The organism is Microbacterium sp. (genome assembly GCF_035687345.1).
In the GTDB taxonomy this organism is placed as follows: Bacteria; Actinomycetota; Actinomycetes; order Actinomycetales; family Microbacteriaceae; genus Microbacterium.
Genome location: NZ_DASRXZ010000118.1, coordinates 1 through 22,879, shown reverse-complemented (window position 1 = coordinate 22,879; position 22,879 = coordinate 1). Strand labels below are relative to the sequence as shown.

General features: G+C 70.4%; 25 protein-coding genes. 8 read left to right on the top strand and 17 right to left on the bottom strand.

Going from position 1 to position 22,879, the window contains the following annotated elements:
* Positions 1–56: 56 nt before the first annotated feature.
* A complete protein-coding gene (locus VFF97_RS12945; RefSeq protein WP_325033905.1) occupies positions 57–350 on the bottom strand; it encodes a hypothetical protein in 294 nt (97 codons plus the stop codon).
* 64 nt (positions 351–414) lie between these two features.
* Positions 415–1,299 (bottom strand): ROK family protein, encoded by an 885-nt coding sequence (locus VFF97_RS12940; RefSeq protein WP_325033904.1) that lies wholly within the window; start codon positions 1,297–1,299, stop codon positions 415–417.
* A gap of 77 nt (positions 1,300–1,376) precedes the next feature.
* Between VFF97_RS12940 and VFF97_RS12935 the strand changes: the two genes are divergently transcribed.
* Together VFF97_RS12935 and VFF97_RS12930 are read left to right on the top strand one after the other, a co-directional pair.
* Positions 1,377–2,519 carry an NAD(P)-binding domain-containing protein gene (locus VFF97_RS12935; RefSeq protein WP_325033922.1) on the top strand — a complete coding sequence of 381 codons (1,143 nt, stop codon included), beginning with the start codon at positions 1,377–1,379 and terminating at the stop codon, positions 2,517–2,519.
* Between the two features lie 86 nt (positions 2,520–2,605).
* Positions 2,606–3,271, top strand: coding sequence for a dihydrofolate reductase family protein (locus VFF97_RS12930; RefSeq protein WP_325033903.1), 666 nt, complete (start codon positions 2,606–2,608; stop codon positions 3,269–3,271).
* A 22-nt stretch (positions 3,272–3,293) separates the two neighbouring features.
* On the opposite strand, the gene VFF97_RS12925 is transcribed toward VFF97_RS12930, so the two are convergent.
* Together VFF97_RS12925 and VFF97_RS12920 are read right to left on the bottom strand one after the other, a co-directional pair.
* Positions 3,294–3,536, bottom strand: a complete 243-nt coding sequence (locus VFF97_RS12925; RefSeq protein WP_325033902.1) for a hypothetical protein — start codon at positions 3,534–3,536, stop codon at positions 3,294–3,296.
* Positions 3,537–3,661: 125 nt separating this feature from the next.
* Positions 3,662–4,288 (bottom strand): LysE family transporter, encoded by a 627-nt coding sequence (locus VFF97_RS12920; protein ID WP_325033901.1) that lies wholly within the window; start codon positions 4,286–4,288, stop codon positions 3,662–3,664.
* A gap of 69 nt (positions 4,289–4,357) precedes the next feature.
* On the opposite strand from VFF97_RS12920, the gene VFF97_RS12915 reads away from it, so the two are divergent.
* Complete coding sequence (locus VFF97_RS12915; RefSeq protein ID WP_325033900.1) at positions 4,358–4,780, top strand: Lrp/AsnC family transcriptional regulator; 423 nt, start codon at positions 4,358–4,360, stop codon at positions 4,778–4,780.
* A gap of 11 nt (positions 4,781–4,791) precedes the next feature.
* Here VFF97_RS12915 and VFF97_RS12910 read toward each other — a convergent pair whose 3' ends face one another.
* From VFF97_RS12910 to VFF97_RS12890, 5 genes are all read right to left on the bottom strand, one after another.
* On the bottom strand, positions 4,792–6,075 hold the full coding sequence (locus VFF97_RS12910; protein ID WP_325033899.1) for an MFS transporter: 1,284 nt from the start codon (positions 6,073–6,075) through the stop codon (positions 4,792–4,794).
* Positions 6,072–6,665, bottom strand: a complete 594-nt coding sequence (locus tag VFF97_RS12905) for a winged helix-turn-helix domain-containing protein (RefSeq protein WP_325033898.1) — start codon at positions 6,663–6,665, stop codon at positions 6,072–6,074. The genes VFF97_RS12910 and VFF97_RS12905 overlap by 4 nt, the downstream gene beginning before the upstream one ends.
* 90 nt (positions 6,666–6,755) lie before the next feature.
* Entirely contained in the window at positions 6,756–8,003 is a 1,248-nt protein-coding gene (locus VFF97_RS12900; RefSeq protein WP_325033897.1) for an alpha/beta fold hydrolase, read from the bottom strand.
* Between the two features lie 26 nt (positions 8,004–8,029).
* Positions 8,030–8,830 (bottom strand): alpha/beta hydrolase, encoded by an 801-nt coding sequence (locus tag VFF97_RS12895; protein ID WP_325033896.1) that lies wholly within the window; start codon positions 8,828–8,830, stop codon positions 8,030–8,032.
* A gap of 10 nt (positions 8,831–8,840) precedes the next feature.
* On the bottom strand, positions 8,841–9,887 hold the full coding sequence (locus tag VFF97_RS12890; RefSeq protein WP_325033895.1) for a zinc-binding dehydrogenase: 1,047 nt from the start codon (positions 9,885–9,887) through the stop codon (positions 8,841–8,843).
* Positions 9,888–10,046: 159 nt separating this feature from the next.
* Here VFF97_RS12890 and VFF97_RS12885 point away from each other — a divergent pair, with 159 nt between their 5' ends.
* Positions 10,047–11,156, top strand: coding sequence for a YihY/virulence factor BrkB family protein (locus VFF97_RS12885; protein ID WP_325033894.1), 1,110 nt, complete (start codon positions 10,047–10,049; stop codon positions 11,154–11,156).
* Here the strand turns inward: VFF97_RS12885 and VFF97_RS12880 are convergent.
* Together VFF97_RS12880 and VFF97_RS12875 are read right to left on the bottom strand one after the other, a co-directional pair.
* Complete coding sequence (locus tag VFF97_RS12880) at positions 11,134–12,795, bottom strand: MFS transporter (RefSeq protein ID WP_325033893.1); 1,662 nt, start codon at positions 12,793–12,795, stop codon at positions 11,134–11,136. The two genes, VFF97_RS12885 and VFF97_RS12880, sit on opposite strands and share 23 nt — an antisense overlap.
* Positions 12,796–12,890: 95 nt before the next feature.
* Complete coding sequence (locus VFF97_RS12875; RefSeq protein ID WP_325033892.1) at positions 12,891–13,061, bottom strand: CsbD family protein; 171 nt, start codon at positions 13,059–13,061, stop codon at positions 12,891–12,893.
* A gap of 184 nt (positions 13,062–13,245) precedes the next feature.
* Here VFF97_RS12875 and VFF97_RS12870 point away from each other — a divergent pair, with 184 nt between their 5' ends.
* Positions 13,246–13,926, top strand: coding sequence for a PhzF family phenazine biosynthesis protein (locus tag VFF97_RS12870; protein WP_325033891.1), 681 nt, complete (start codon positions 13,246–13,248; stop codon positions 13,924–13,926).
* A 26-nt stretch (positions 13,927–13,952) separates the two neighbouring features.
* Here VFF97_RS12870 and VFF97_RS12865 read toward each other — a convergent pair whose 3' ends face one another.
* Positions 13,953–14,525 (bottom strand): dihydrofolate reductase family protein, encoded by a 573-nt coding sequence (locus tag VFF97_RS12865; protein ID WP_325033890.1) that lies wholly within the window; start codon positions 14,523–14,525, stop codon positions 13,953–13,955.
* A gap of 101 nt (positions 14,526–14,626) precedes the next feature.
* A complete protein-coding gene (locus VFF97_RS12860; protein WP_325033889.1) occupies positions 14,627–15,190 on the bottom strand; it encodes a dihydrofolate reductase family protein in 564 nt (187 codons plus the stop codon).
* An 88-nt stretch (positions 15,191–15,278) separates the two neighbouring features.
* Between VFF97_RS12860 and VFF97_RS12855 the strand changes: the two genes are divergently transcribed.
* Together VFF97_RS12855 and VFF97_RS12850 are read left to right on the top strand one after the other, a co-directional pair.
* On the top strand, positions 15,279–15,833 hold the full coding sequence (locus VFF97_RS12855; RefSeq protein ID WP_325033888.1) for a putative immunity protein: 555 nt from the start codon (positions 15,279–15,281) through the stop codon (positions 15,831–15,833).
* A gap of 200 nt (positions 15,834–16,033) precedes the next feature.
* Complete coding sequence (locus tag VFF97_RS12850) at positions 16,034–18,550, top strand: transglycosylase domain-containing protein (protein WP_325033887.1); 2,517 nt, start codon at positions 16,034–16,036, stop codon at positions 18,548–18,550.
* Positions 18,551–18,640: 90 nt separating this feature from the next.
* Here VFF97_RS12850 and VFF97_RS12845 read toward each other — a convergent pair whose 3' ends face one another.
* From VFF97_RS12845 to VFF97_RS12835, 3 genes are all read right to left on the bottom strand, one after another.
* Positions 18,641–19,075 carry a cupin domain-containing protein gene (locus tag VFF97_RS12845; protein ID WP_325033886.1) on the bottom strand — a complete coding sequence of 145 codons (435 nt, stop codon included), beginning with the start codon at positions 19,073–19,075 and terminating at the stop codon, positions 18,641–18,643.
* 131 nt (positions 19,076–19,206) lie between these two features.
* Positions 19,207–20,022, bottom strand: coding sequence for an MBL fold metallo-hydrolase (locus VFF97_RS12840; protein ID WP_325033885.1), 816 nt, complete (start codon positions 20,020–20,022; stop codon positions 19,207–19,209).
* Between the two features lie 13 nt (positions 20,023–20,035).
* Positions 20,036–20,875, bottom strand: a complete 840-nt coding sequence (locus tag VFF97_RS12835; RefSeq protein ID WP_325033884.1) for a DMT family transporter — start codon at positions 20,873–20,875, stop codon at positions 20,036–20,038.
* Positions 20,876–20,958: 83 nt separating this feature from the next.
* On the opposite strand from VFF97_RS12835, the gene VFF97_RS12830 reads away from it, so the two are divergent.
* On the top strand, positions 20,959–22,413 hold the full coding sequence (locus tag VFF97_RS12830) for a PLP-dependent aminotransferase family protein (protein WP_325033883.1): 1,455 nt from the start codon (positions 20,959–20,961) through the stop codon (positions 22,411–22,413).
* Here the strand turns inward: VFF97_RS12830 and VFF97_RS12825 are convergent.
* Positions 22,414–22,879: alpha/beta fold hydrolase (locus VFF97_RS12825; RefSeq protein WP_414684258.1), on the bottom strand; the 466-nt coding region annotated here is incomplete at its 5' end.

The following is a 22,879-nucleotide window of genomic DNA, read 5'->3' as shown; positions in this document are numbered from 1 at the left end:
GTGCGCTCGGCGTGAAGTCGTGCACTCGGCGAGTGACGCGTGTGGGCGCGGAGCCGTCAGCTGATCCCGCGGTGCCCGGCCCAGCGCTCGGCGGCGCGGCTCGCCGCGGCCTCGACGAGCGCCACGAGCTCGGGGCGATCGGGCATCCGGAACGGGACGTAGCCCGACCGACCGCCCTCGAGCGGCTTGCCGTACGCCTTGACCGCGAGCGTGCCGTCGGGCATCAGCCGCACGTTGAGGGTGTGCAACTCGAACTTCTGACCCCGGCGCGCATCCGTCCACCGCAGCCCTTCGGGGATCGCGACGTTGATCGCGAGGGCGCTCACCTCGACCTGGTCGGATTCCGCCATCCGCCCATTCTCCCGCGGCGCGGACTACCCGGCGAGGCCGTGACCGCTCCCGCCGTACGCGCGATCAACCTACGTGCGCGGCCGCGAGGTGGAGCGCGCCGATCACGCCGGCGCGGTCGCCGAGACCGGGCGGCACGAGATAGGTGTCGGGTCGATTCGACGGATGCTCCGCTCCGAGTGCCCCGCGGATCTCGCGCACCGACGCCTCGCGGACGGCGTCGAGCAGTTCCGGGATCTTCATCGCGCCTCCGCCGATGACGATCCGCTGCGGCCGATATGCGTAGGTGACGGTCGCGACGAGCTGGCCGAGGTACCACGCTTCGAGGGTGACCGCGCGGTCGAGCAGGTCGCCCAGCTCACGCGTGGGCCGGCCCCACCGCTCGGCGATCGCGGGACCCGACGCGAGCCCCTCGACGCAGTCACCGCCGTGGAACGGACACACGCCCGCGAAGTCGTCATCGGCATGGCGGCGCATCGCGATGTGGCCGAGCTCGGGGTGCGCGGTCGTCGAGAACGGGCGTCCGCCGACGAGCGCTCCGACACCGACGCCGGTGCCGACGGTGATGTATGCCGAATCCGGAATCTCAGCGGTTGCGCCGCGGGCGTGCTCTCCGAGGGCCGCCCCCGTGACGTCGGAGACGATCGTGTGCGGGCGTCCTCCGACGAGGTCGGCGAGCGGAGCGCCGGTCCATCCGGGCTTCGGCGTCGAGGTGACCGAGCCGAAGCCGGGCGAGCGGGGGTCGATGTCGACGGGGCCGAAGGCCGCGATCCCCACGTGGTCGACCACCTCATGCCGATCCAGGAATGCACGTACGCGGGCCCCCACTTCGTCGGGAGTCGTGGTCGGGATCTCCATCTCGTCGACGATGCGACCCGGGTCGTCCGTGCGCCCCACGGCCGCGACGACTTTGGTTCCCCCGGTCTCGACTCCGGCGATCAGGTGCATCATGACGACAACGCTAGAGCGAAGCGACGACGGATGCCGCACGGAAGGTTCCGGGTGCCGCGGTTGTTGCATCCGCCGTGATCTCCGAACTCCGCCGCGCGACCGTCGTCGTCATCGGCGCCGGGCAGGCGGGGCTCTCGGCGGCCTACCACCTGCAGCGGCGGGGATTCGCGAGCGCGATCGACGAACCCGATGCCGCGCGTACCTTCGTCGTGCTCGACGCCGCCCCCGCCCCGGGTGGCGCATGGCAGCACCGGTGGCCGTCGCTCACGATGGCCACCGTCAACGGAATCTTCGACCTTCCCGGCATCGGGCAGCCCCCCGTCGACGAGCGCGAGCAGAGCCGCGAGGCCGTGCCCCGGTATTTCGCGACGTACGAGCGCGAGCTCGACCTGCCCATCGTGCGGCCCGTGCGCGTGACCGCCGTACGCCGCGCGGACGACTCTCCGGCGGGCGACCTCGTCGTCGAGACCGACATCGGCGTGTGGATCACGCGCTTCGTCGTCAACGCGACGGGCACGTGGGACAACCCCGTGCTTCCGGACCACCCCGGCAAGGACAGCTTCCGGGGCCGTCAGCTGCACACGCGCGACTATCGCTCGGCGAGCGAGTTCGCCGGGCAGCGAGTCGCGATCGTGGGCGGCGGCATCTCGGCGATCCAGCAGCTCGAAGAGATCTCGCGTGTCGCGACGACCTTCTGGTACACGCGTCGCGAGCCGGTCTTCATCGTGGGCGAGTTCATGCCCGAGACGACAGGCCGCGAGACCATCGCGAAAGTCGTCGCCGATGTCGAGGCCGGCCGGCCGACGGGCAGCGTCGTGGGGTACACAGGCCTGCCCTGGACGCCGTACGCCCGTGCCGCGAAGGACCGCGGAGCGCTCGAGCGGCGACCGATGTTCACGGCGATCGAGCCGTACGGGGTGCGCGAGGCGGACGGCTCGTTCACGCCCGTCGACGCCATCCTGTGGGCGACGGGCTTCAAGGCGTCGCTCGCGCACCTCGATCCGCTCGGGCTGCGCAACGAGCTCGGCGGAATCACGATGCGGAGCACGCAGCCGCTCCGCGAGCCGCGCGTGCACCTCGTCGGCTTCGGTCCATCGCAGTCGACGGTCGGGGCGAACCGCGCCGGTCTTGAGGCGGTCGCCGCTATCGCGCGGCGGCTCGCCGATGAGGACGCTGAGGTGCGAAGGGCGGATGCCGCGGCATCCGTCTCGCTCGCCTGAACCGCGACCCACCCCCTGTCGCGGTGTCGGCGAGTGGGTCTAGCGTGCCAAGAGCGTGTGGATCCGCGCTTTCGGAGGTGCTCGGCATGTCTCTCGTCCGCGTACAGAACTTCTCGATCTCGCTCGACGGCTTCGGCACGGGCGAGCCACAGAGCTTCGACGAGCCGTTCGGCCACGCCGGTGAACGGCTGCACGAGTGGATGTTCGCGACGCGCTTCGGGCGCGCGATGTTCGGCGGGTCAGGGGGCGGTCACGGCATCGACAACGCGTTCGCGGAGCAGCATGAGACGCTCGGCATCGGTGCCGAGATCATGGGACGCCGCAAGTTCACGCCCGAGACGGGACCGTGGACGAAGGTGGGAGAAGAGGACGAATGGCGCGGGTGGTGGGGACCGAACCCGCCGTTCCACACCCCTGTCTTCGTGCTGACCCACTACCCCCGGCCGCCCATGGAGATGGAGGGCGGCACCGTTTTCCACTTCATCGACGCGACGCCCGAAGAGGCTGTCGCCACCGCGAAGGAGGCGGCGGGTGGCCGCGATGTGCGGCTCGGGGGCGGCGCGACGATGATCCGCGAGTTCCTGGCCGCGGGAGTCGTCGACGTCGCGCACTTCGTCGTCGTGCCGATCGTGCTGGGCCGCGGCGAGCGCGTGTGGGACGGCCTCGAGGGCCTCGAGGCGGACTACGACATCGAGCAGGTGTCGTCGCCGAGCGGCGTCGTGCACGTGACGCTCAGCCGCCGGGGGATCTAGAGGGTCGAGCGGCGTCGGAGCGTCAGGTTCGCCGGCTGCGGATCGCGCCGACGATCGCGTGCGCGACCAGAGCGGGAACGAACGCCGAGACGGATGAGGCGACGAGAATCCCGATGATCATGGGCTCGAACGGGCCGAGCTCGATGTCGCCGGCGGAGATGGCGAAGATCGAGACGAAGGCGGCCAGCGCCGTGAGAACACCGATCCTGTAGAGCAGATGCACGGGTGTCGGCAACGAGTCCGCGGGCGGGTTCGAAGCCGGCACCGACGCGCCTCGAGCGGATGCCCCATCCGACATGCGGTGACCCCTCCGCTCTCACGACCACGCCGGGTCACGCCCGAACGTCGTCTCCCGTGTTCATGGTGGCACAGCCGTCCGCTCGCCGCGCCCTAGACGAGGGCGCGCACGAGCAGCGTGATCCCGAATCCCGCGACGATCACGTAGCCGACGATGACGGTGATGTGCTGCACGCGCGGTGTCGCACGCCGCCCGAAGATCGCTCCCGCCACGACGAGCACGGTCTGCCACGCGAGCGATGCGAGGCCGGCGCCGGCGACGAAGAGCGCCGCCGCGAACGGGTCGGCGTGCAGGTCGGCGAGCCCGGTCGCGATCGCGACGAAGTAGACGACCGTCGCCGGGTTGATGAGGGTGAGCCCGAAGAACAGCGGAAAGCCGCCGAGGGCGGACCCTTCGACGGGACGGCCGCTGCTTCGCGGCACCGCCCGAGCGAAGCCCTTGGTCAGTCCGAGCGCCGCGATCGCGACGAGGGCGATCCCTCCCACCACCGCCGGCCACGGCTCGATGCGCGTGATGAGCGGCGCAACGGCTGCACCCGCGACCACGGCGACGAGACAGTAGAGGGCGTCGACGCTCGCGACCCCGGTCGCTGCGGCGAGGCCCGGACGGATGCCGCGCCGCATCCCCTCCTGGATGAGCAGCACGCCGATCGCACCCACGGGTACGGCGATCGCGAAGCCGGCGAGGGCTCCGCCGGCGAGCGCCGCGAGAGGTGTCATGCCCGGCAGTATCGGGCGCCGTCCGCACGCAGACTGCGAGATGCTCGGTCGCACGGGTAGATTCGCCGCATGGACGAGCTCAATGAGCGGATTCTGGCGATTCTCGTCGAGGACGGCCGCGCTTCTTTCAGCGCCATCGGACGCGAGGTGGGGCTCAGCACGAACGCCGTGGCGGCGCGTGTGCGCCGTCTCGAGCGTGCCGAGGTGATCGTCGGCTACCGTGCCGTGCTCGGTGTCGACGCGCCCGCGTCCGCGAAGGGCGGCATCGAGGCCTTCATCGACGTGCGGCTGCGCGCCGACCGCGACTCGGACGAATTCCTGGAGTGGGCGCGGGCGCTTTCAGCGGTGACGGATGCCGCGCACGTCACCGGCCCGTACGACTACCACCTGCACATCCGTGTGTCCGACATGGCGGCGCTCGACGCGCTCCTCCGCGCGCTCAAGAAGGAGGGCGGCGCGGAGCAGACGCACACGCGCATCGCGCTTCGCTGAGCCGGTGCGTCTTACGCCGCAGCCTCGCCCGTCGCTCCGTTGCCAGGGAGGCCCTCATCGGGCCGTGGCGTGGTCGTCGTACGGGCCATCGCGGCGAGGGCTGCGCCGATGAGCACAGCCGCGACCGTCACCCAGATGAGCAAGCGATAGTCCGCGACGGCGAGAAGCCCTGCGCCCACGATCGACACCACCGTCTGCGGCAGGTTGAGCGACACGTTCGCGGCCGCCGCCGTGCGGCCCTGGAGTGCATCGGGCGTGAGGCGCTGACGCATCGTCGAGAATCCGACGACCGTGATCGGGATGCCGAAGCCGGCGATCACCATTCCGCACGCGGCGAGCGGGAGCGAGCCGAGCGGCAGGAGCATCGAGCCGAGGGCGAGCATCACCAGGCCGAACGCGGCTGCGCGCCCTTCGCCCAGTTTCGTCACGAGCGTCGCCGACAGGATGCCGCCGACGAGCGCCCCCACGCCCTGCAGCGGCACCAGCCAGCCGATGGCCGCGGCATCCGCCTTCATCGCGTCGAGCGCCGGGAAGATGATCACGTTCATGAGCCCCGTGGCCCCGAACGCGACCGCGATGGCGATGGTCAGCCGGCGCAGCGGCACGACACGGCCGAGGTGCTCGAACCCGGCCACGAGCTCGCGGAGGTAGCCGCGGGATTCCGTGCGCTCGGGTGCCGCGTCTCGGACCGGCAGTCCGATGAGCACGACGGCGCACACCGCGAAGCACGCGGCGGTGAGCAGCACGACAGCGTGCGCGCCGAACATCACGTAGAGGGCCGTCCCGATGAGCGGTGAGACGAGACGCAGGCCGTTGTCGATCGTCGAGAGCACGCCGTTGCCGCTCGCGAGCTGGTCGTCGCGCAGCATTCCGCGGATGATGCCGGACTGCGCCGCCGCGGTCACGTACCCGCCCGCGCTGTAGAGGAAGATGACGACATAGATGAGCCACAGGTGATCGGGTCCGCTCACGAGCAGCATCGACAGCACGATGAGCGCCATGGCGACGTTGTTCGCGACGAGGAGGCGCTTGCGCGACATCCGGTCGGCGATCATTCCGATGAACGGCGCGAGGATCGCCGGGAGCCCGAGCGCGACGAACACGAACGCGGCGGCCACATCAGACCCGGTGAACTGCTTCACCCACACCGCGACCATGAGGTAGAGCGCGCTGTCGCCGAGGTTGGTGAAGACCCAGGCCGTCGACAGGCGGCCGAAGCCCGGCGCCTCGAACGCGATCGGAAGGCGACGCCGGCGAGGTTCGGCGTCGCCGGTCTCGGATGGCTCGGTGCTCATCGGGTCTCCTCGGGGTCGGGGTTGACGACCGCGAGGAACCGCGCCTGGCGCGCTCCGGGGGGCCGCTTGGACGGGTCGGCGCTGCGACCCGCGAATCTGTCGGTGAGGTTCTGCACCTCACGGCTGAACTCGGCGAGCTCCTCGGCCGTCGCCCAGAACGCCGAGCGCGTGAACGTCGAGGCCTGCACCCAGCGGTCCTCCTCCTGCTCGACGCGCGAGAAGTAGTCGCGCACACGCAGGAACTCCGACTCGAGCCCGAGCTCGGCGACGGCCTGCACGGCGAGCAGCGAACCCGGCACGTCGGGGTCGGGGCGCAGGTCGAAGTCGTTCGTGCGCACGCGCCACGGCTTCTCACGGCCACGGCGCTCCGCGCGCTCGATGTAGCCGTACTTCTCGAGGATCCGCAGATGGAACGAGCAGCTCGCGGGTGACTCGCCGACGACCTCGGCGCACTCGGTCGCCGTCGCCTCGTCGACGTCGCCGAGGTGGTCGAGCAGCTTGAGGCGCACCGGGTGGGCCAGGGCGCGGATGCGCGCCGGGTCGGAGATGCGCTCGCGCGCGTCGCGTTGCGGGCTCTCGTCGGAGGTCATGACATGACGCTAGATGCTAAAGGTTTCTTTCGCAAGACTTCTTTAGGATTAGTTTCGCACCCGGGCGGGCCGACGACCCGCAGGACGGATTCAGCGCACGCGGCGCCCGTGCGCGAGATCGATGAGCCGCTCGAGAACGTCACCCGCGCGCAGGCCGTTGTGCTCGTGCTCGCTCGTGATCCACGGGATGACGCCCGGGATCAGGCGGGACGTCTCGATCGCGAACTCGAACGGGACGAACGCGTCGTTGACGTAGATCGAGGTCGCCCCGCGGGCTCCGGATGCCGCGATCGCATCGGCGTCGTAAAGGCGGGGCCACTCGACCTCCGCGAGCGCGAGCGTCACGTCGCGCCACGGCTGCAGGCCGGGCACCGTGTCGAGCCACTCGCGCCGCACGTGCTCGCCGGTGAGGAGGGTCGGATCGTCGCGGAAGTCGTCGGGCTCGACGCGCTCGGCCGACCAGTTCGTGGCGAAGCCGTCGGCGTAGCTCGACTCGTGGAACACGTAATACAGCGGATTGCGTGCGCTGTACGGCAGCGCTGCGGCGAGGTCGTACGCGAACGCGTTCGTGCCGGGGTCGTGCTCGAGCAGCGACCACACCGTCTGCCACCCGTCGTTCGTGCCGAGCAGCATCCCGAGCGAGCGCAGGCGCGAGGCCGACACGACCTCGCCGGACGGGAGGCGGATGCGGCCGGCATCCGCGAGATCGGCGAGTCGACGCACCGCGTCGCGGTGCTGCGGGAACCGCCGGTAGTACCGCTCCGACTCTGTGCGCATCTTGTCGTACGTCGCCGAGTAGATCTCGTCGGGGTGGCGGCCGAGCGCACTCAGCCCGCCCGTGATGAACACGTCCTCGAGCGAGGATGCGTCCGTCGACAGGTACGCGAGGGTCGTGAAGCCGCCGAAGGACTGGCCGAGCACGCTCCATGTCGCCGCGCCGAGGTGCTCGCGGATCGCCTCGCAGTCGCGCACGATCGCGTCCGCACGCAGATGCGTGATGTGCTCGACGAGCTCGTCGGTGCCCCGCTCGAGGTCGGCGTCGCCGACCGGAGTCGACCGGCCGGTGCCCCGCTGATCGACCAGCACCACGCGGTAGTGCTCGAGCGCGGCGTCGAGCCAGTTCGGCGCGGACGGCGAGTGGAAGGCGCGGGGTGACTCGTTGCCGGGGCCGCCCTGGAGGAACACGAGGTACGGCAGGTTCTCGCCGCCATCGCGCGCGACGACCGCGGCGTGGACGTCGATCGTGCGGCCGTCATCGGCGTCGCCCCACACGAGCGGGACGGTGATCGAGTGGTCCTCGATCGTCAGGTCCTGCAGGCGGCGCGTCGTGACAGGCATACGCCGAGACTACGGATTCGTCGCCGTCACGTCTCGCCGAGGAACTCGATCGCCGCCTCGCGGAAGAACCGCGATCCGGGCGCGTTGAAGTGGTGGCGGCCGGGGATCTCGACGAAACGCCCCTGCGGGGACGCGGATGCGAGCGCGCGCGACCCCTCGATGATCGCGTCTTCGGAGCCGGTCGCGAAGAGGATGGGCTGCCCCGGGGCGCGCGACGGATCGGGGTCGACGGTGCCCGACATCCGCATGCCCTCGGCGATCGCGAGAAGCGCGCGCAGGTCGTTGCCCGCGACGCGCTCGGTGAGGCGGATGTAGTTCTGGGTCACGGCATCCGTCACCGGCGTTCCGTCTTCGACATAGGCCCGCGCCTGCGGAAGATCGAGGCGCGCGAGCGGGATGCCGTCGGGCACGCCCCCCAGCACGACCCGCTCGATGCGGCCGGCGAAGTCCTGCGCGACCTCCCACCCGACGCGAGCGCCGAGCGAGTACCCGACGTAGCGGGCGGTGTCGACCAGGTAGGTGTCGAGCACCGCCTCGACGTCGCTCGCGAGCAGGCGCAGGTCGTATTGGCCGGGTTCGTGCGGCTTGTCGCTCGCGCCGTGACCCCGCTGGTCGATGGCGAGGACGCGATAGCCCGCTCGACGGAGGTCGCGCACCCACCCTGTGCTCACCCAGTTGTCGCGGGTGTTCGACGCGAACCCGTGGACGACGACCACGGTCGGGTCGCTGTCGTCGCCCCACGCGTACGTCGCGATCCGATACCCGTCTCCCACCATCACGTAGACCGGGTCCGGCATCTCAGTCAGCTCGGCGAACGGATTGGCCATGCCTAGGACCTTAAGGCGTGATGAGCACCTTGAGGGCGGTGCGCGCATCCATCTCGGCGTACGCACGGGGAATCTCGTCCAGGCCGAGCGTGCGGTCGAAGACTCTTCCGGGCTCGATCGTGCCGTCGAGCACCTCGGGAAGCGCATCCTCGATGTACGCCCGCACGGGAGCAGGACCGCCCGTGATCGTCGCGTTCTTGTAGAACAGCGGCCGCCCGACGGGCGCGTCGTCGTACTGCGGTACGCCGACCCTGCTGACGACCCCGCCCGGGCGCACGATTCCGATCGACTGCTCGAGCGCGGGCATGAGCCCGACGGCCTCGATCACGACATGGGAGCCTTCGCCGCCGGTGAGTTCCATCACCCGCTCGACCCCTTCCTCGCCGCGCTCGGCCACGACGTCGGTCGCCCCGAACTCGACGCCGAGGTCGGTGCGGTCGCGGTGGCGGCCCATGAGGATGACACGCTCTGCGCCGAGACGCTTCGACGCGAGCACGGCCGAGAGTCCCACGGCGCCGTCGCCGACGACGGTCACCGTCTTGCCCGGTTCGACGCGGCCCATGTGCGCGGCGTGATACCCCGTGAGGTACACGTCGGAGAGCGTCAGCAGCGAGGCGAGCATGCGGTCGTCGAGCGCGGCGGGGTCGGCATCCGGAACCTTCACGAGACTGCCGTCCGCCAGCGGCACCCGGCAGAGCTCCGCCTGCAGCCCGCCGACGTCGGGCGACCCGTAGAAGCCGCCGCGCACGCACGAGGTGTGGAACCCCTCGCGGCAGAAGACGCACGTGTTGTCCTGGTACGCGAACGTCGCGATCACGAAGTCACCGGGGGCGAGAGTGCGCACCCCGGGGCCGACCTCCTCGACGACCCCGATCATCTCGTGGCCCATGGGCCGCCCCTCGGTGCGGGGCGGGAGCGAGTGATACGGATGCAGGTCCGAGCCGCACACGCACGCGCGCACCGTCCGCACGATCGCATCGGTCGGCTGCCGGAGGACGGGGTCGGGAGCCGTCTCGACCCGCACATCACCCGGGCCGTACATGAACGCCGCCTTCATTCCGTTCTCGCTTCCTCTCGTGTCGCGGGTCCGCCGACCGCACGGGTGCGAGGCTGTCAAGCCCCTGCGCCGCGCCGGGCGTCTCGTCCTATCGTGCCTTCTCCCACACAGCGGAGGACCCATCATGGCCGAGAATCGGCCCGGAGCGGAGGCAGCGCGATGAGCGAGCCGAGACACGAAGAGCCCGCAGACCGCAAGGCGGCGAGCGCGCCGCATCCGGAGGATCCGCGCAAGCCCGACACACCCGCAGAGGTGAAGAAGCGCTCGTGGGGCTACATCCTGAAGAAGACGTACCGCGAGTTCGTCGACGACCAGGCGACCGACCTCGCCGCCGCGCTCACGTATTACGCGGTGCTGGCGGTGTTCCCGGCGTTGCTCGCGATCGTCTCGATCATCGGCCTGTTCTCGGATCCCGAGACCACGGTTCAGGGGATGCTCGACTTCCTGGGCGGGATCCTTCCCCCCGACACCCTCGGGATCGTCGAGGAGCCGCTCGCGAACCTGGCCAGATCCCCGTCGGCCGGGCTCGCGTTCATCGTCGGAATCGTCGGTGCGCTGTGGTCGGCGTCCGGCTACGTCACCGCGTTCTCGCGCGCGATGAACCGCGTCTACGAGATCGACGAGGGCCGTCCGTTCTGGAAGCTGCGCCCCGCGATGCTCGGCATCACCGTCATCGGCGTCGTCGCGGCCGTCGTCGTCGCGGTGCTCGTGACGCTCTCGGGCCCCGTTGCGGAGCAGGTCGCGTCGGCCCTCGGCCTGAGCGAGACGGCGGTCGTGGTGTGGGACATCGCGAAGTGGGTCATCGTGGCCCTCCTCGCCGTCGTGATCGTCGCGGTCCTCTACTACGCCACCCCGAACGTGAAGCAGCCGAAGTTCCGCTGGATGAGCCTCGGGGCACTCGTCGCGCTCGTGACGTGGGCCGTGGCGTCCGTCGGGTTCGGCTTCTACGTCCTCAACTTCTCGAGCTACCAGGCGACGTACGGAGTGATCGGCGGCGTCATCGTGTTCCTGCTGTGGGTGTGGATCTCGAATCTGGCCCTGCTGTTCGGCGCTGAGCTCGACGCCGAGGTCGAGCGCGGCAGGCAGCTGCAGGCGGGTATCGAGGCCGAGGAGGCCATCCAGCTTCCGCCGCGCGACACGCGGGTCAGTGAGAAGCGGCAGAAGAAGCGCGAGGAGGAGATCGCCGACGGCCGTCGCCTGCGCGAAGCCGAAGGCGAGACGGAGAGCCGGACGGACGAAGAGCTCGTCAGCGAGCGTCGGGATCGCTGACGTCGGATGCGCCCACGGCCGTCGCCTCACCGGTGGCGACCGACTCGGGGATGTCACCGGGCTTGAATCCGGGCAGCCGGCTCGCGGGCACGATCGCGATCGCGCTGACCCCCGCGAGGATGAGCAGCCCGACCTTGAGCGCCCCGAGGCGCGCGGACTCGTTCACCTCGACGGCCGCGTCGACCTGGCTCGGCGAGGCATCCGTCTCCTCCAGGATCTCGCGCAGCCGATCGTTGCTCACGAAGTTCGTGCGGTCGAGGTCGACCTGCGAGACGAGCTCGTCCGGCAGCTCGGGGTGCGCGGCGACGGCGGTCGCGACGTTCACGCTCAGCAGACCGACGAGCAGCGCGCCCGCGACCGCCGTGCCGACCGCCGACGCGAGGTTCTGCGTCGTCCCGCGCACCGAGCCGACGTCGCCGGCGAGCTCTTTGGGCGACGCGGTGACGAGCACGTTGAACACGAGCGTGACGAGGGCGCCCTGGCCGACCCCGAAGACGAAGAGGCCGAGGATCGTGGGCAGCGTCTCCCAGTTGTTCGTCACGACGAGCGCGAGCCACACGAGCGCGATCGTCGTGAGCCCGAACGAGAACATGCCGATCGCGCGCGGGGTGAAACGCCGATAGAAGCGAACCACGATGATCGCCGCGAAGAAGACCGTCAAGTTGAACGGCAGCATCGCGAGCGACGTGTCGAACGGCGTGCGCCCCTGCACGATCTGGATGTAGAGCGGGATCGAGAAGTTCAGCGCCGCCTCGAGCGCGACGACGATGAACATCGCGTAGATCGCGGCGCGCTCCTGCGTCGAACCGAAGATCGAAAGGCTCACCAGTTGTACGCGGCCCTTGGCGGCGCAGCGTCGCGTCCACCAGAAGAACAGTTGGACGAGCACGATCCCGACCACGATCAGCACGGGCGCCGGCGACAGGCCGAGGATGTCGAAGGGCGCATCGACGCGGGCGGCGAACAGACCCCACGTGTTGAGGTTGTTCACGCCGAGCGTGAGCATGACGATGCCGAGACCGATGAGGAGAGCGCCGACGTAATCGATCGTGACCTCGCGGTTGCCGGGGACGGGCCGCAGCGTGAAGCTCAACGCGAGCGCGGCGACCGCGAACACGAGCACGATCAGGAAGACGGGCCGCCATCCGACGAGCGTCGCGAGCGTTCCGCCGAGCATGAAGGCTGTGACGCCGGCGAGCGCACGTGCCGATCCGAGCGATCCGATCGCCGTCTCCTGCTGCCGCCCGCGGTAGTTCTCGGCGATGAGAGCGACGAGCGACGGAACGATGACGGCGGCGGATGCGCCGACCAGCGCCTGCGCGACGATGATCCACACAGCGGAAGGGGCGAGGATCATCATGACCGCGGATGCGCCGAACACGGCGACCACGATCCGGAACATGATCACCCAGCCGATGCGCTGCCCCACCTTCGCACCGACCATGACGAGCGCCGCGACGAAGATGCCGTACGTGACGATCGCGGTGCTGACGGCGGTCGGCGGCACACCGAGCGTCTCGACGATGCCGCCGAGGGACACCGGCAGCGCGGCGACGTTGTACGACATGAGCATCTGAGCGAGGAACAGCCCCGCCATCGGCAGCCACGAGCGGCGAGCGGTAGCGGTCGGCTCGCGCATGGCATCACGGTACTGCCCGGCTCGGCCGAGCGGCAGGTGGGTCACGAGAAGCGCCCCCGCCGTGAGGGCGGGGGCGCTCGGTCAGTACGTCAGATCTACTTGAAGGCGTCCTTGACGTTCTCGCCGGCCTTCTTGAGGTTGGCCTTCGTCTGGTCGGCCTGCCCCTCGGCTTCGAGACGCTCGTCGTCGGTGCCCTTGCCGACGGCTTCCTTCGCCTTGCCGGCCATGTCCTGGGCGGCGTTCTGAACCTTGTCGTCAAGACCCATGTCGGCTCCCTCCTGACAGATCCGGGCCGTTCCCGGAAGTAGGTCAACGATAAGAACCGGTTCGGATGCCGCGAGGGGGGTCGACGCGGTGCTCGAGATGCGCTACGCGCCGGATCGACGCATCCGTGTGCCCCCGCGTCAAGTGCCTCGCACTCACCGTCGCACCCTGCGAGAATCCGGAGGCGTGGGCCTCTTCGCCGATGTCGTGAATGTGTTCGTCGACCCCCGCGGGCAGTACGGCAACCCGCTCGGGATCATCTGGTCGTCCGACTCGACGCGCGGGCAGGAGCAGCAGATCGCGAGCGACCTCGGCTTCAGCGAGACGATCTTCATCGACGAGGTCTCGGACGGACGGTGCCGCGCGCGGATCTTCACCCCGACGCGAGAGCTCGCCTTCGCGGGGCATCCGACCGTCGGCCTCGCCGCGTGGTTGCGCGGCAGCGGCGACGACATCCGCTCGATCGTGGTCCCCGCGGGCACGGTTCACGTTCGGACGGAGCGAGACCTCGTGTTCGTCACCGCCGTGCCGGATTGGGGGCCCGAGTTCGAGTTCCAGCAACTCGAGTCGCCGCGGGATGTCGAGTCCGTCGACCCCGCCGCCTATGGAGGCGGAATCTTCTACGTCTGGGCCTGGAGCGATAAGCGCGCAGGACGCGTGCGCTCGCGCATGTTCGGGCCCGCCATCGGCATCCCGGAGGACCCGGCAACCGGAGCCGCCGCGATCCGTCTCGCCGGGATGCTCGGCCGCGACCTCGAGATCACGCAGGGCGAGGGCTCGCAGCTGTTCGCGCGTGTGGTCGACGACGGCCGGCTCGTCGAGGTCGGCGGGCGCACGGCGAACGCCGGCAACGTCGAGATCCGCTGACGGTCGCACGCGACCGTGCCGGCGGGCTACACGACCGTGCCGGGCGGGCCCTCGAGGACGGTCGGCGCGTACTCCAGCAGTTGAAGGCCACCCTCGAAGGTGCGACTGTTCACGAGATCGAGGCGCACGTCGGGGTACCCGTCGAAGATGCGGTCCTGGCCCGTAGCGCCCGTGATGACCGGGAAGATCACGACCCGGTAGATGTCGACGAGCCCGGCCTGCAGCAGGGTGCGGCAGAGCGAGACGCTCCCCAGCGTGCGGAGGTTGTGGTCGGACTCCTGCTTGAGCCGACGCACGGCCTCGACCGGGTCACCGGTGACGAGCGTCGAGTTCGCCCACTCGAGCGGCTCGGTGAGGGTCGAAGAGAAGACGAACTTCGGCATGTCGGTGAGCGCCTCGGTGCCCGGCTCGCCCGAGGTCGCGAACGCCGACATGAGCCGGTACGTCTTGGCGCCCATGAGAATCGGGTCGCTCTTCTCCGGCGAATCGTCGAGCCACTGGAGGTACTCGGGGCTCTCCATGCCCCACCACCCCGGCCAGCCTTCTGCGGCGCCGTATCCGTCGAGGGAGATGATGAAGTCCACGGTCAGTCGTCGCATCTGGGAGCCTCCTCGTGCCCGTTGCTGTCCAGGCGGTCCACGCTAGGTCGGTACCGGATGCCGCGAAAGGGGGGGTGGCGGAGCATCCGCCGACTTGGGCGTCAGTGACGGACGCGATGGCGCAGATAGACGACGCCGCTGCCGAACACGCGTGTCTCGAGCAGTTCGAGGTCGACCTTCTTCTCGTCGCGCGCGAAGAAGGGGATGCCGCCCCCGAGGAGCACGGGGTAGATGCGCACGCGGTACTCGTCGATGAGGTCGGCGTCTGCGGCCGCCGCGGCGAGCGTGGCGCCGCCGATCGCGATCTCGCCGTCGCCCGGCTCCGCGCGGAGTCGCTGGATCTCATCGGCGATGCTCCCCTGGGCGAGCCGCGCACTGCCCTGCACCTCGGCGAGCGTGTTCGAGAACACGACCTTCGGCAGCGGGTTCCACAGTGAGGCCCACTCCCGCTCGTCTTCGCTGAACGACTGCGCGACCTCCGGATCCTCCCAGTAGAGCATCGTCTCGTAGAGCCTGCGCCCGAGGAGGTGCACGTCGACGCTGCGGATCTCTTCGATGTGGGACCGGAAGATCTCGTCGTCGGGTGCCGACCAGTCGATGCTCCCTTCCGGATCGACGATGAATCCGTCGAGCGACATCGTCATCGAGAACGTCACGGTGCGCATAGGGGGAGCCTCCTCGCTCGTACCGTGCCGAGGCTACTCCCCGCGTCCGACGCGGCGCGGTCGACCGCGAATGTGCGAGAGTGCTGACGTGCCATCCCCGCTGTCACCGCAGTCCCTGAGCGAGGAGGACCGCCGCCTCGTCGCGGCATGGGCAGCGGACTGCGCCGAGCGCGTGCTGCCCGTGTTCGAGGTGGAGGCTCCCGACGACGACCGCGCGCGCGACGCGATCGCGCGAGCGCGCGCCTTCTCGCGCGGCGAGCTCACCGCGGCCGAGGAGATCCGGCGCAGGTTCGTCGCGGGTCGGGCGGCGCATTCCGCGACATCGCCGGCCGGAGCCGCAGCCGCTCGCGCCGCCGCGCAGGCGGCGGGAGTGGCGCACATGGGCGCGCATGCCCTGGGTGCGGCCGCGTACGCCGCGAAGGCCGTCGCCCTGGCGGCTGACGAAGGAAGAGGGGCGGATGCGGCGACCGCCGAGCTCGCATGGCAGCTCGAGCGCATGACGGCGCAGGCGGCATCCGCTCTTCGCCGGTTGCCGCTCGTCGGTGAGGACTCGTCCGGCCCGCTCGGGTCGGGGCTCCTCGCGTCGGGGGAGCTCGGCGCGCACATCCGCCGGATCCAGTCCGCGCTCCGCGCGTCGCGCTGACTCCGGGGCCCCCGCCCCCCCGTCGAGATTGCGCGAATCACCGCCTCGGCAACGGCGAAACCGCGATTCGCGCAATCTCGGCGGGCTCCAGCGTGCGCAGGATGCCGTATGCGGCATCCGACTTTTCGGTCCGATAACGACCGGTCGCACAATTCGGAGCGGTGTGACATGCTCTCACCAACCGCACATTGGATGCCGTCGTGAAACCGTCAGCAGAGGGTTCTCCGCAGGTGGGGCTGCCGCCCTACAGGCGCACGATCGCCGGGGTGCTCGGCGGTCTGGCCGGGCTTGCGGTCTTGAGCGTCATCGCGGGGCTGCTGGTCGTCGCCCCCCTCGCTCCCGCGATCGCCCTCGCGGGCCACGCGGCGAACTCGGCGGCGACGCTGTTCGAAGGCCTGCCCAGCTACCTCGAGATCGAGCGGCTGATGCTGCCGACGACGATCTACGCCCGGGACCCCGACACCGGCAAGGACGTCGAGCTGACCAAGTTCTACGACCAGAACCGCGTTCCGGTCGAGTTCAACCAGGTGGCCCCCGTCGTCTACGACGCGATCCTGGCGTCCGAAGACCCGCGCTTCTTCCAGCACGGCGGCGTCGACCTCATCGGAACGGCCCGCGCGTTCATCCGCAACGCCCAGGGCAGTCAGATCCAGGGCGGCTCCTCGATCAGCCAGCAATACGTCAAGAACGTCCTCGTGCAACGCTGCGAGCGCGACGCGAAGGCCCAGCCCGTCCTCGATGAGAACGGTGATCCTGTCAAGAACGAGGACGGCACCGACAAGATCAAGACGCGCGAAGAGGTGCTGCTGGACTGCTGGCTCGACGCGACCCAGGCCAGCGGCATCGAGGGGTACCACCGCAAGCTGCAGGAGATCCGCTACGCGATCCAGGTCGAGCGCCAGTACTCCAAGAACACCATCCTGCTCGGATACCTCAACATCGCGAACTTCGGTGGCCGGACCTACGGCATCGAGGCTGCCGCGCGGTACTACTTCAACACGACCGCGTCGAAGCTGACGCTCGGGCAGGCCGCCACCCTCGCGGGCATCGTGCAGAACCCGAACACGTTCCGCATCGACCAACCCCAGGGCTCGATCGTCAGCGAGGACGGCACCACCCGCTACAACAAGGCGGCGGACGGATCGATCGAAGACGTGACCCGCGGCACGCTCGCTGGCCTCGACTCCCTCCTGGCGCGAGGTGTGATCACCGAGGAGCAGCACCTCGCCGCGGGTGACGCGTACAGCGCGACCAAGGGTCGGCAGCTGTATGTGCTGGACCGGATGCGGGAGGAAGGGCGCATCACCGACGAGCAGTACGTCGCCGCGGCGATCGAGCCGATCACCCCCGCGATCCGGCCCCCGCGCACGGGCTGCGCCTCGTCGTCGGCGCCGTTCTTCTGCCAGTACGTCGTCAACACGGTGCGCTACGACCCGGACTACGCCGCCGCCTTCGGCGAGACCGCCGAGGAGCGTCAGCGGTCGCTCACACGCGACGGCCTGAGCATCTACACCACGATCGACCTGCGGCTGCAGCAGGCGTCGCAGGACGCGATGTCGCGGTACGCGCCGGTGACGGTGCCGGGCATGAACTTCGGCGCGGCATCCGTCAGCATCGAGACGAACACCGGACGGATCCTCGCGATCGGCCAGAACAACCGGTTCACGGAAGACCGGGACGTCGCCGCGACGGATCTCGCGTACACCTCGCTCGTCTACGCGGGCAACTCGATCCACGGGCGCTCCGACGGCTTCCCGACCGGATCGACCTTCAAGCTCTTCACGCTCGTGGACTGGCTGGAGAAGGGCAAGTCCCTCTTCCAGCCGGTGAACGGCAACGTGCGCCCGATCCGGCGCCTCAACGACCGCTGCGACGGCACGTGGGTGAACCTCGAGAACCACATCGTGCGCAATTTCGGGGGCGTCCGCGGCTACACCGGCACGCCCATGCAGTTCACCGCGCAGTCGCTCAACAGCGGCTTCCTCGGCATGGCCGAGCAACTCGATCTGTGCGACATCGAGAACGTCGCGGCGCGCATGGGCGTGACCCGCGGATCGGGCGACCCGATCGACCTCAACGGCGCCGCGGCGATCATCGGCACCGAGAACATCGCGCCCGTCGCCCTCGCGGCGGCGTACGCCACGGTCGCCAACAACGGGGTGTACTGCGTCCCGCGCGCGATCGAGCGTGTGGTGGACGCGGACGGCCAGAACGTCCCCGTCCCGGGCAACCGCTGCAAGCAGGCGATCAGCCCGGAGGTCGCCGCTGCGACGGCGTTCGCGCTCCAGGGCGTCATGCGGCCCGGCGGCACCGGATTCGGCGGGAACCCGAACGACGGCACGCCCATGATCGGCAAGACCGGCACGCACGAGCAGATCCAGACGTGGCTCGTCGAGTCGAGCACCCGCGTGACGACCGGCGTGTGGGCGGGGAACGCGATCGGGTTCGGCGACGTGTTCCGCGCGTGGCACAACGGCCGCCAGCTGTCGACGATCCGCCTCCCGCTCGCGCGGGACATCCAGGCGGTCGCGAATCAGCTCTACCCGGGCGGCGGCTTCCCGGCGCCTCCCGGTGAGTACCTCCGCCGTCCCGCGCCACCGCCGCCGGCCGACTCGGACGACGACGGTCCCGGCGGCCCGGGCGGTGGCCCGCCCGACGACGACAACTCCGGTCCCGGTCGCGGCCGTGGTCCGGGTGGGGGCGGCGACGACGACTGAGCGCGCCCGCGCGGCATCCGTCGATACTGCGCGAATCGCCGCGCCTGCGCCGCGTCGGCCGTCGTTCGCGCAATCTCGGCCGGCTTTGCCTCAATCGCTCCAGGGCATCGGGCGTTCGGGAGCTCGCGAGCTGTCGTTCGGCAGGTGCGGCAGCTCCTCCCCGCCCGCTCGAATGCACAGCCACCGAAGCTCGCCGGGGCTGTCGGGGCGCGCACGCCACGTGCGCCACACGCCCTGACCGACGCGCACGACCGAGCCGGGCTCGACATCGATCACCTCGTCGTCGAGCCCCATCTGGCCGAGCCCCTCGAGGAAGACGTAGAGCTCCTCGACGCGCTCATGAGAGTGCCAGTAACCGGCTTCTTCGCCGGGGACGAGCGCGTTGGCCGTCATCCCGATGTACTGCATCGTGAGCTCGTGGTCGACGACACGGCGGCCGTCCCGGGATCGTGATTCGTCGAACCCTCCGAAGTGGCTCCGCCACCGGTCGAGGGAGCCGATCCGGGTCACTTCGTAGTCGCTCACGCGACGACGATACCGGCACCGGAGGCCGCGGCGACCGCGCGCCGCATCCGTCCAGATCGCGCGAATCACCGCCGCGCCGCAGCGCGACCCGTCATTCGCGCAATCTCGACCACCCGGGGTAGCCGGTCACCTCACGCACTCTCGCGCCACCGCGCGACGCGCTCGACCTGACCCTCGTGGATGAAGCTCACCCACTCCCACCCCGGTTCCGGCGATGCGATGCGCGGGTCGTCGATCTCGCGGCCCTCGCGCAGCGCCTCGACGTACGCGCGGTCGCGCGCGATGCGCGCCCGCACATCACGGCCCGGCGATCCGTGGCCCGGAATGACGACGGATGCGGCATCCGCCGTCTCTTCCAGCCGGCGCAGGCCCGTCAGGTATTCGTCGAGCGGGTCGGCGGATCCCTCGAACTCGCCGAGCATCGGAACGAAGAGGTCGGAGAGCATGTCGCCGGCGATGAGCACGCCGCGGTCCTCGATCAGCAGGGCCGCGTGGCCGACGGCGTGCGCGGGGTGGTCGATGATGCAGATCGTCGGACCATCCCACGGCAACGCGGACGCCTCGCCCGGCAGCGCCGCGACGAGCCCGAAGCCCTCGCGCGGAGTCGCGTCGACGATCTCGGGCGGCATCGCCTCGCGGGCCCGCGCCTCCCACCCGGGCTGCGCGCGGAACGCGCGCAGCAACTCGGCACAACCGGCGGTTCCGTAGCGGGGCGCGTCGCCCAGGGCGTCGTGCCACAGCACGTGATCCCAATCCGGATGCGTCGAGAACCCGACGGCAACGGTCTGCCCGAGCGCACGGATGTCGCCCGCCAGACACTCCAGCTCGTCGCCGGTCACGCCCGCGTCGACGACGAGCACGCCCGCATCGCCTTCCACGACGACCGTGTTGTTGCGGAGGAGCTCGCTCCGATGAATGAACACGCCTTCGGCGACCGGGGTAAACATGGGTTCGTTCCTTTCAGCCGAGCGCGAGGCATGCGACGGCGACGGTGCAGATTCCGATGCCCGCGAGCTGCGCCGCGCCCATCCGCTCTCGCAACAGGCCGGCCGCCAGTAGGACGGTCACGGCGGGGTAGACGGATGCCAGCACCGCCGCGATCCCGAGGCTCGTGAAGCCCGTCGCGACCATGAACGCGAGGGTGCCGCACGCGCCGAGCACGCCCGTCGCGCTCCCCCAGCCGAGCACCTCGCGCGTCGGACGCCACGTCTGCTTGAGAAGGGACGCGACGACGACGGTGAGCACCGCACCGGAGAGCTGGTTGGCCGCGAGGGGCAGGAGGCCCGCGGCATCCGCGATCTGCGCCAGCGCGATGAACAGGAGCCCGAAACCGACGCCGGCGAGCACACCGTCGAGCACCGCGCCGCGCACGTCATGGGGGCGATCGGATGCCGCGGGGCGCGAGACGAGCCAGATGCCCGGCAGCGCGAGGGCCATGCCGACCCAGACGAGCCAACTCGGGCGCTCACCGAGTGCGACGCCGACGAGCACCGGCAGCACCGCGGCTCCGACGGCCGAGATCGGTGCGACGAGCCCCATGCGGCCGCGCGAGAGTCCGCGGAAGAGGAAGATGCTCCCCGTAGCCGAGCCCACGCCGGCCAGGAGCGCCCACGCGAAGTCGGCCGGCGCTGGGGTGCCGGGCCGTGCGAGGCCCGCGATGAGCATGACGACTGCGCCGGTGGTCTGCCCGACGAGCACGATCTGCCACGACGAGAACCGGCGTGCGCCGACCCCGCCGACGAAGTCCGACGCGCCGTACGCGACGGCCGACGACAGTGCGAGGACGACTCCGAAACTCATGCATCCGAACCTAGGGCCGGCGACGGTCCACCGTGAAGGGCCACATCTTGATCGGATGAGTGGTCCATTCGTAGCCTCGGGGTGTGACCGTGGACTGGCGGCGGGGCGGGCCCGACCTTCCGCTGATGCTCGAGAAGGGCGGGGCGCCGCTCGGCGAGCAGGTGCAGGACCAGTTGCGGGCCGCGATCCGCGATCGTCGCCTTGCGGCCGGCGAGCGCCTGCCGTCCACGCGCACGCTCGCCGAGCTGCTGGGTGTCTCGCGCGGCACGGTGGTCGAGGCGTACGAGCAGCTCGTCGCCGAAGGGTACCTCGAGTCGGAGGTCGGGTCGGGAACGCGGGTGGCGGCCGCGCTCACTGCGGGTGCGCGCGAGACGGATGCTGCGCCCGCGGTCGCGCCGCCGGAGCCCCCGCGCATCGAGGTCGACTTCGAGTACGGCATCCCCGACCTGCGCTCCGTGCCGCTCGGCGACTGGAGTCGAGCGCTCGTCGAGGCGACGCGCACGCTCCCCACCGCCGAGCTCGGCGACGAGACCCCGAGCGGGTCGAGGCATCTGCGCGAGGTCGTCACCGCGTACCACCGGCGGGTGCGGTCGGGATTCGCGTCGCCCGAGGGCGCGGTCATCGTGTCGGGGTTCCGCCAGGGATTGACCTTCGCCCTCGCGGCGCTCGCGGGGAGCGGCATCCGTCGCATCGCCCTCGAAGACCCCGGCCCGCGCGAGCATGACGTCATCGCGCGCCGCGCCGGGCTCGAGGCAGTTCCGGTGCGTGTCGATGCGGAGGGCGTCGATGTGGAGCGCCTGCGTGCGAGCGGAGCGCGTGCCGCGCTGGTCACGCCGGCGCATCAGTGTCCTACCGGTGTGGCGCTGGCGCCGGCTCGCCGCCGCGACCTCATCGCGTGGGCGAACGAGGTCGACGGAGTCATCCTCGAGGACGACTACGACGCCGAGTTCCGCTACGACCGCCAGCCGGTGGGCTCGCTCCAGGGCCTCGACCCCGATCGCGTGATCGCCTTGGGCTCGGTGAGCAAGACGCTCGCGCCCGCGATCCGGCTCGGCTGGGTGCTCGCACCCCGGAGATTCGTGCCGGGCATCGTCGAGGAGAAGCGACTCAGCACCCGCGGCGCCCCCGCGCTCGACCAGGAGGCACTCGCGCTGCTCATGGAATCGGGTCGCTACGATCGCCACCTGCGCCGGATGCGCGACATCTATCGCGCGCGACGCGACGTGCTCGCCGCGGAGGTCGAGCGTGCGTTCGGTCCGGGCCGGCTCGAGGGGCTGGCGGCCGGATGCCATGCTCTGCTGCGGCTGCCGGACGGCGCATCCGAGACTGCAGTCGCGGAGGCGGCCGCCGCGAGGGGCGTTCGCGTGAACGGGTTGGGTCGGTACCGCTTCGGCGAGACGGATGCCGCGACCGAGGCCGACCCGCTGCCGCCCGCGCTCGTGATCGGGTTCGGCAACGTCGACGAGGAGCGGATTCGGCGAGGCATCCGGGTCATCGATCGAATCGTCCGCTCGCTCTCTCCCGGGACACGGCGGTGATCACGCGCCGCGCTGTGCGAACCCGTCGATCGCCTCGGCCGTCATGCCCATCTCGATCGGGCCGCCGTGGCCCTCCGTCTCGACGATGAGGTATCGGCTTCCCTGCCAGGCCTGGTGCAGACGCCACGGCGTGATCGCGGGACCGCTGACGTCGTAGCGCCCGTGGATGAGGACGCCCGGGATGCCGCTGAGCTCACCCGCGCGGTCGAGGACCACGCGATCGCCGGTGAGGAAGCAGTCGTTGGACCAGTAGTGGGTGACGAGGGTCGCCACGTTCTGCCGGACTCGCAGGTCTTCGTTCAGCGGGCCTGGCTCCCACGCGGGGTCCAGTGAGATGTGCGTCGACTCCCACGCGTCCCACCGGTCGGCGGCGGCTGTCCGCACCGCGGGATCCGGGTCGCGCATGAGCGCCGCGTAGTGGTCTACGACGCGCGTACCGCGGGGGACATCCGCGGCGAACTCGCTC

Bases quoted from the DNA above. Each gene is read 5' to 3' on its own strand.
- VFF97_RS12905 (WP_325033898.1), bottom strand. From the start codon at position 6,665: ATGACCTCCGACGAGAGCCCGCAACGCGACGCGCGCGAGCGCATCTCC.
- VFF97_RS12910 (WP_325033899.1), bottom strand. From the start codon at position 6,075: ATGAGCACCGAGCCATCCGAGACCGGCGACGCCGAACCTCGCCGGCGT.
- VFF97_RS12860 (WP_325033889.1), bottom strand. From the start codon at position 15,190: ATGCGCACCGTGACGTTCTCGATGACGATGTCGCTCGACGGATTCATC.
- VFF97_RS12885 (WP_325033894.1), top strand. From the start codon at position 10,047: ATGAGCGAGCCGAGACACGAAGAGCCCGCAGACCGCAAGGCGGCGAGC.
- VFF97_RS12880 (WP_325033893.1), bottom strand. From the start codon at position 12,795: ATGCGCGAGCCGACCGCTACCGCTCGCCGCTCGTGGCTGCCGATGGCG.
- VFF97_RS12900 (WP_325033897.1), bottom strand. From the start codon at position 8,003: ATGCCTGTCACGACGCGCCGCCTGCAGGACCTGACGATCGAGGACCAC.
- VFF97_RS12835 (WP_325033884.1), bottom strand. From the start codon at position 20,875: ATGAGTTTCGGAGTCGTCCTCGCACTGTCGTCGGCCGTCGCGTACGGC.
- VFF97_RS12920 (WP_325033901.1), bottom strand. From the start codon at position 4,288: ATGACACCTCTCGCGGCGCTCGCCGGCGGAGCCCTCGCCGGCTTCGCG.
- VFF97_RS12895 (WP_325033896.1), bottom strand. From the start codon at position 8,830: ATGGCCAATCCGTTCGCCGAGCTGACTGAGATGCCGGACCCGGTCTAC.
- VFF97_RS12940 (WP_325033904.1), bottom strand. From the start codon at position 1,299: ATGATGCACCTGATCGCCGGAGTCGAGACCGGGGGAACCAAAGTCGTC.
- VFF97_RS12915 (WP_325033900.1), top strand. From the start codon at position 4,358: ATGGACGAGCTCAATGAGCGGATTCTGGCGATTCTCGTCGAGGACGGC.
- VFF97_RS12890 (WP_325033895.1), bottom strand. From the start codon at position 9,887: ATGAAGGCGGCGTTCATGTACGGCCCGGGTGATGTGCGGGTCGAGACG.
- VFF97_RS12865 (WP_325033890.1), bottom strand. From the start codon at position 14,525: ATGCGACGACTGACCGTGGACTTCATCATCTCCCTCGACGGATACGGC.
- VFF97_RS12930 (WP_325033903.1), top strand. From the start codon at position 2,606: ATGTCTCTCGTCCGCGTACAGAACTTCTCGATCTCGCTCGACGGCTTC.
- VFF97_RS12840 (WP_325033885.1), bottom strand. From the start codon at position 20,022: ATGTTTACCCCGGTCGCCGAAGGCGTGTTCATTCATCGGAGCGAGCTC.
- VFF97_RS12945 (WP_325033905.1), bottom strand. From the start codon at position 350: ATGGCGGAATCCGACCAGGTCGAGGTGAGCGCCCTCGCGATCAACGTC.
- VFF97_RS12875 (WP_325033892.1), bottom strand. From the start codon at position 13,061: ATGGGTCTTGACGACAAGGTTCAGAACGCCGCCCAGGACATGGCCGGC.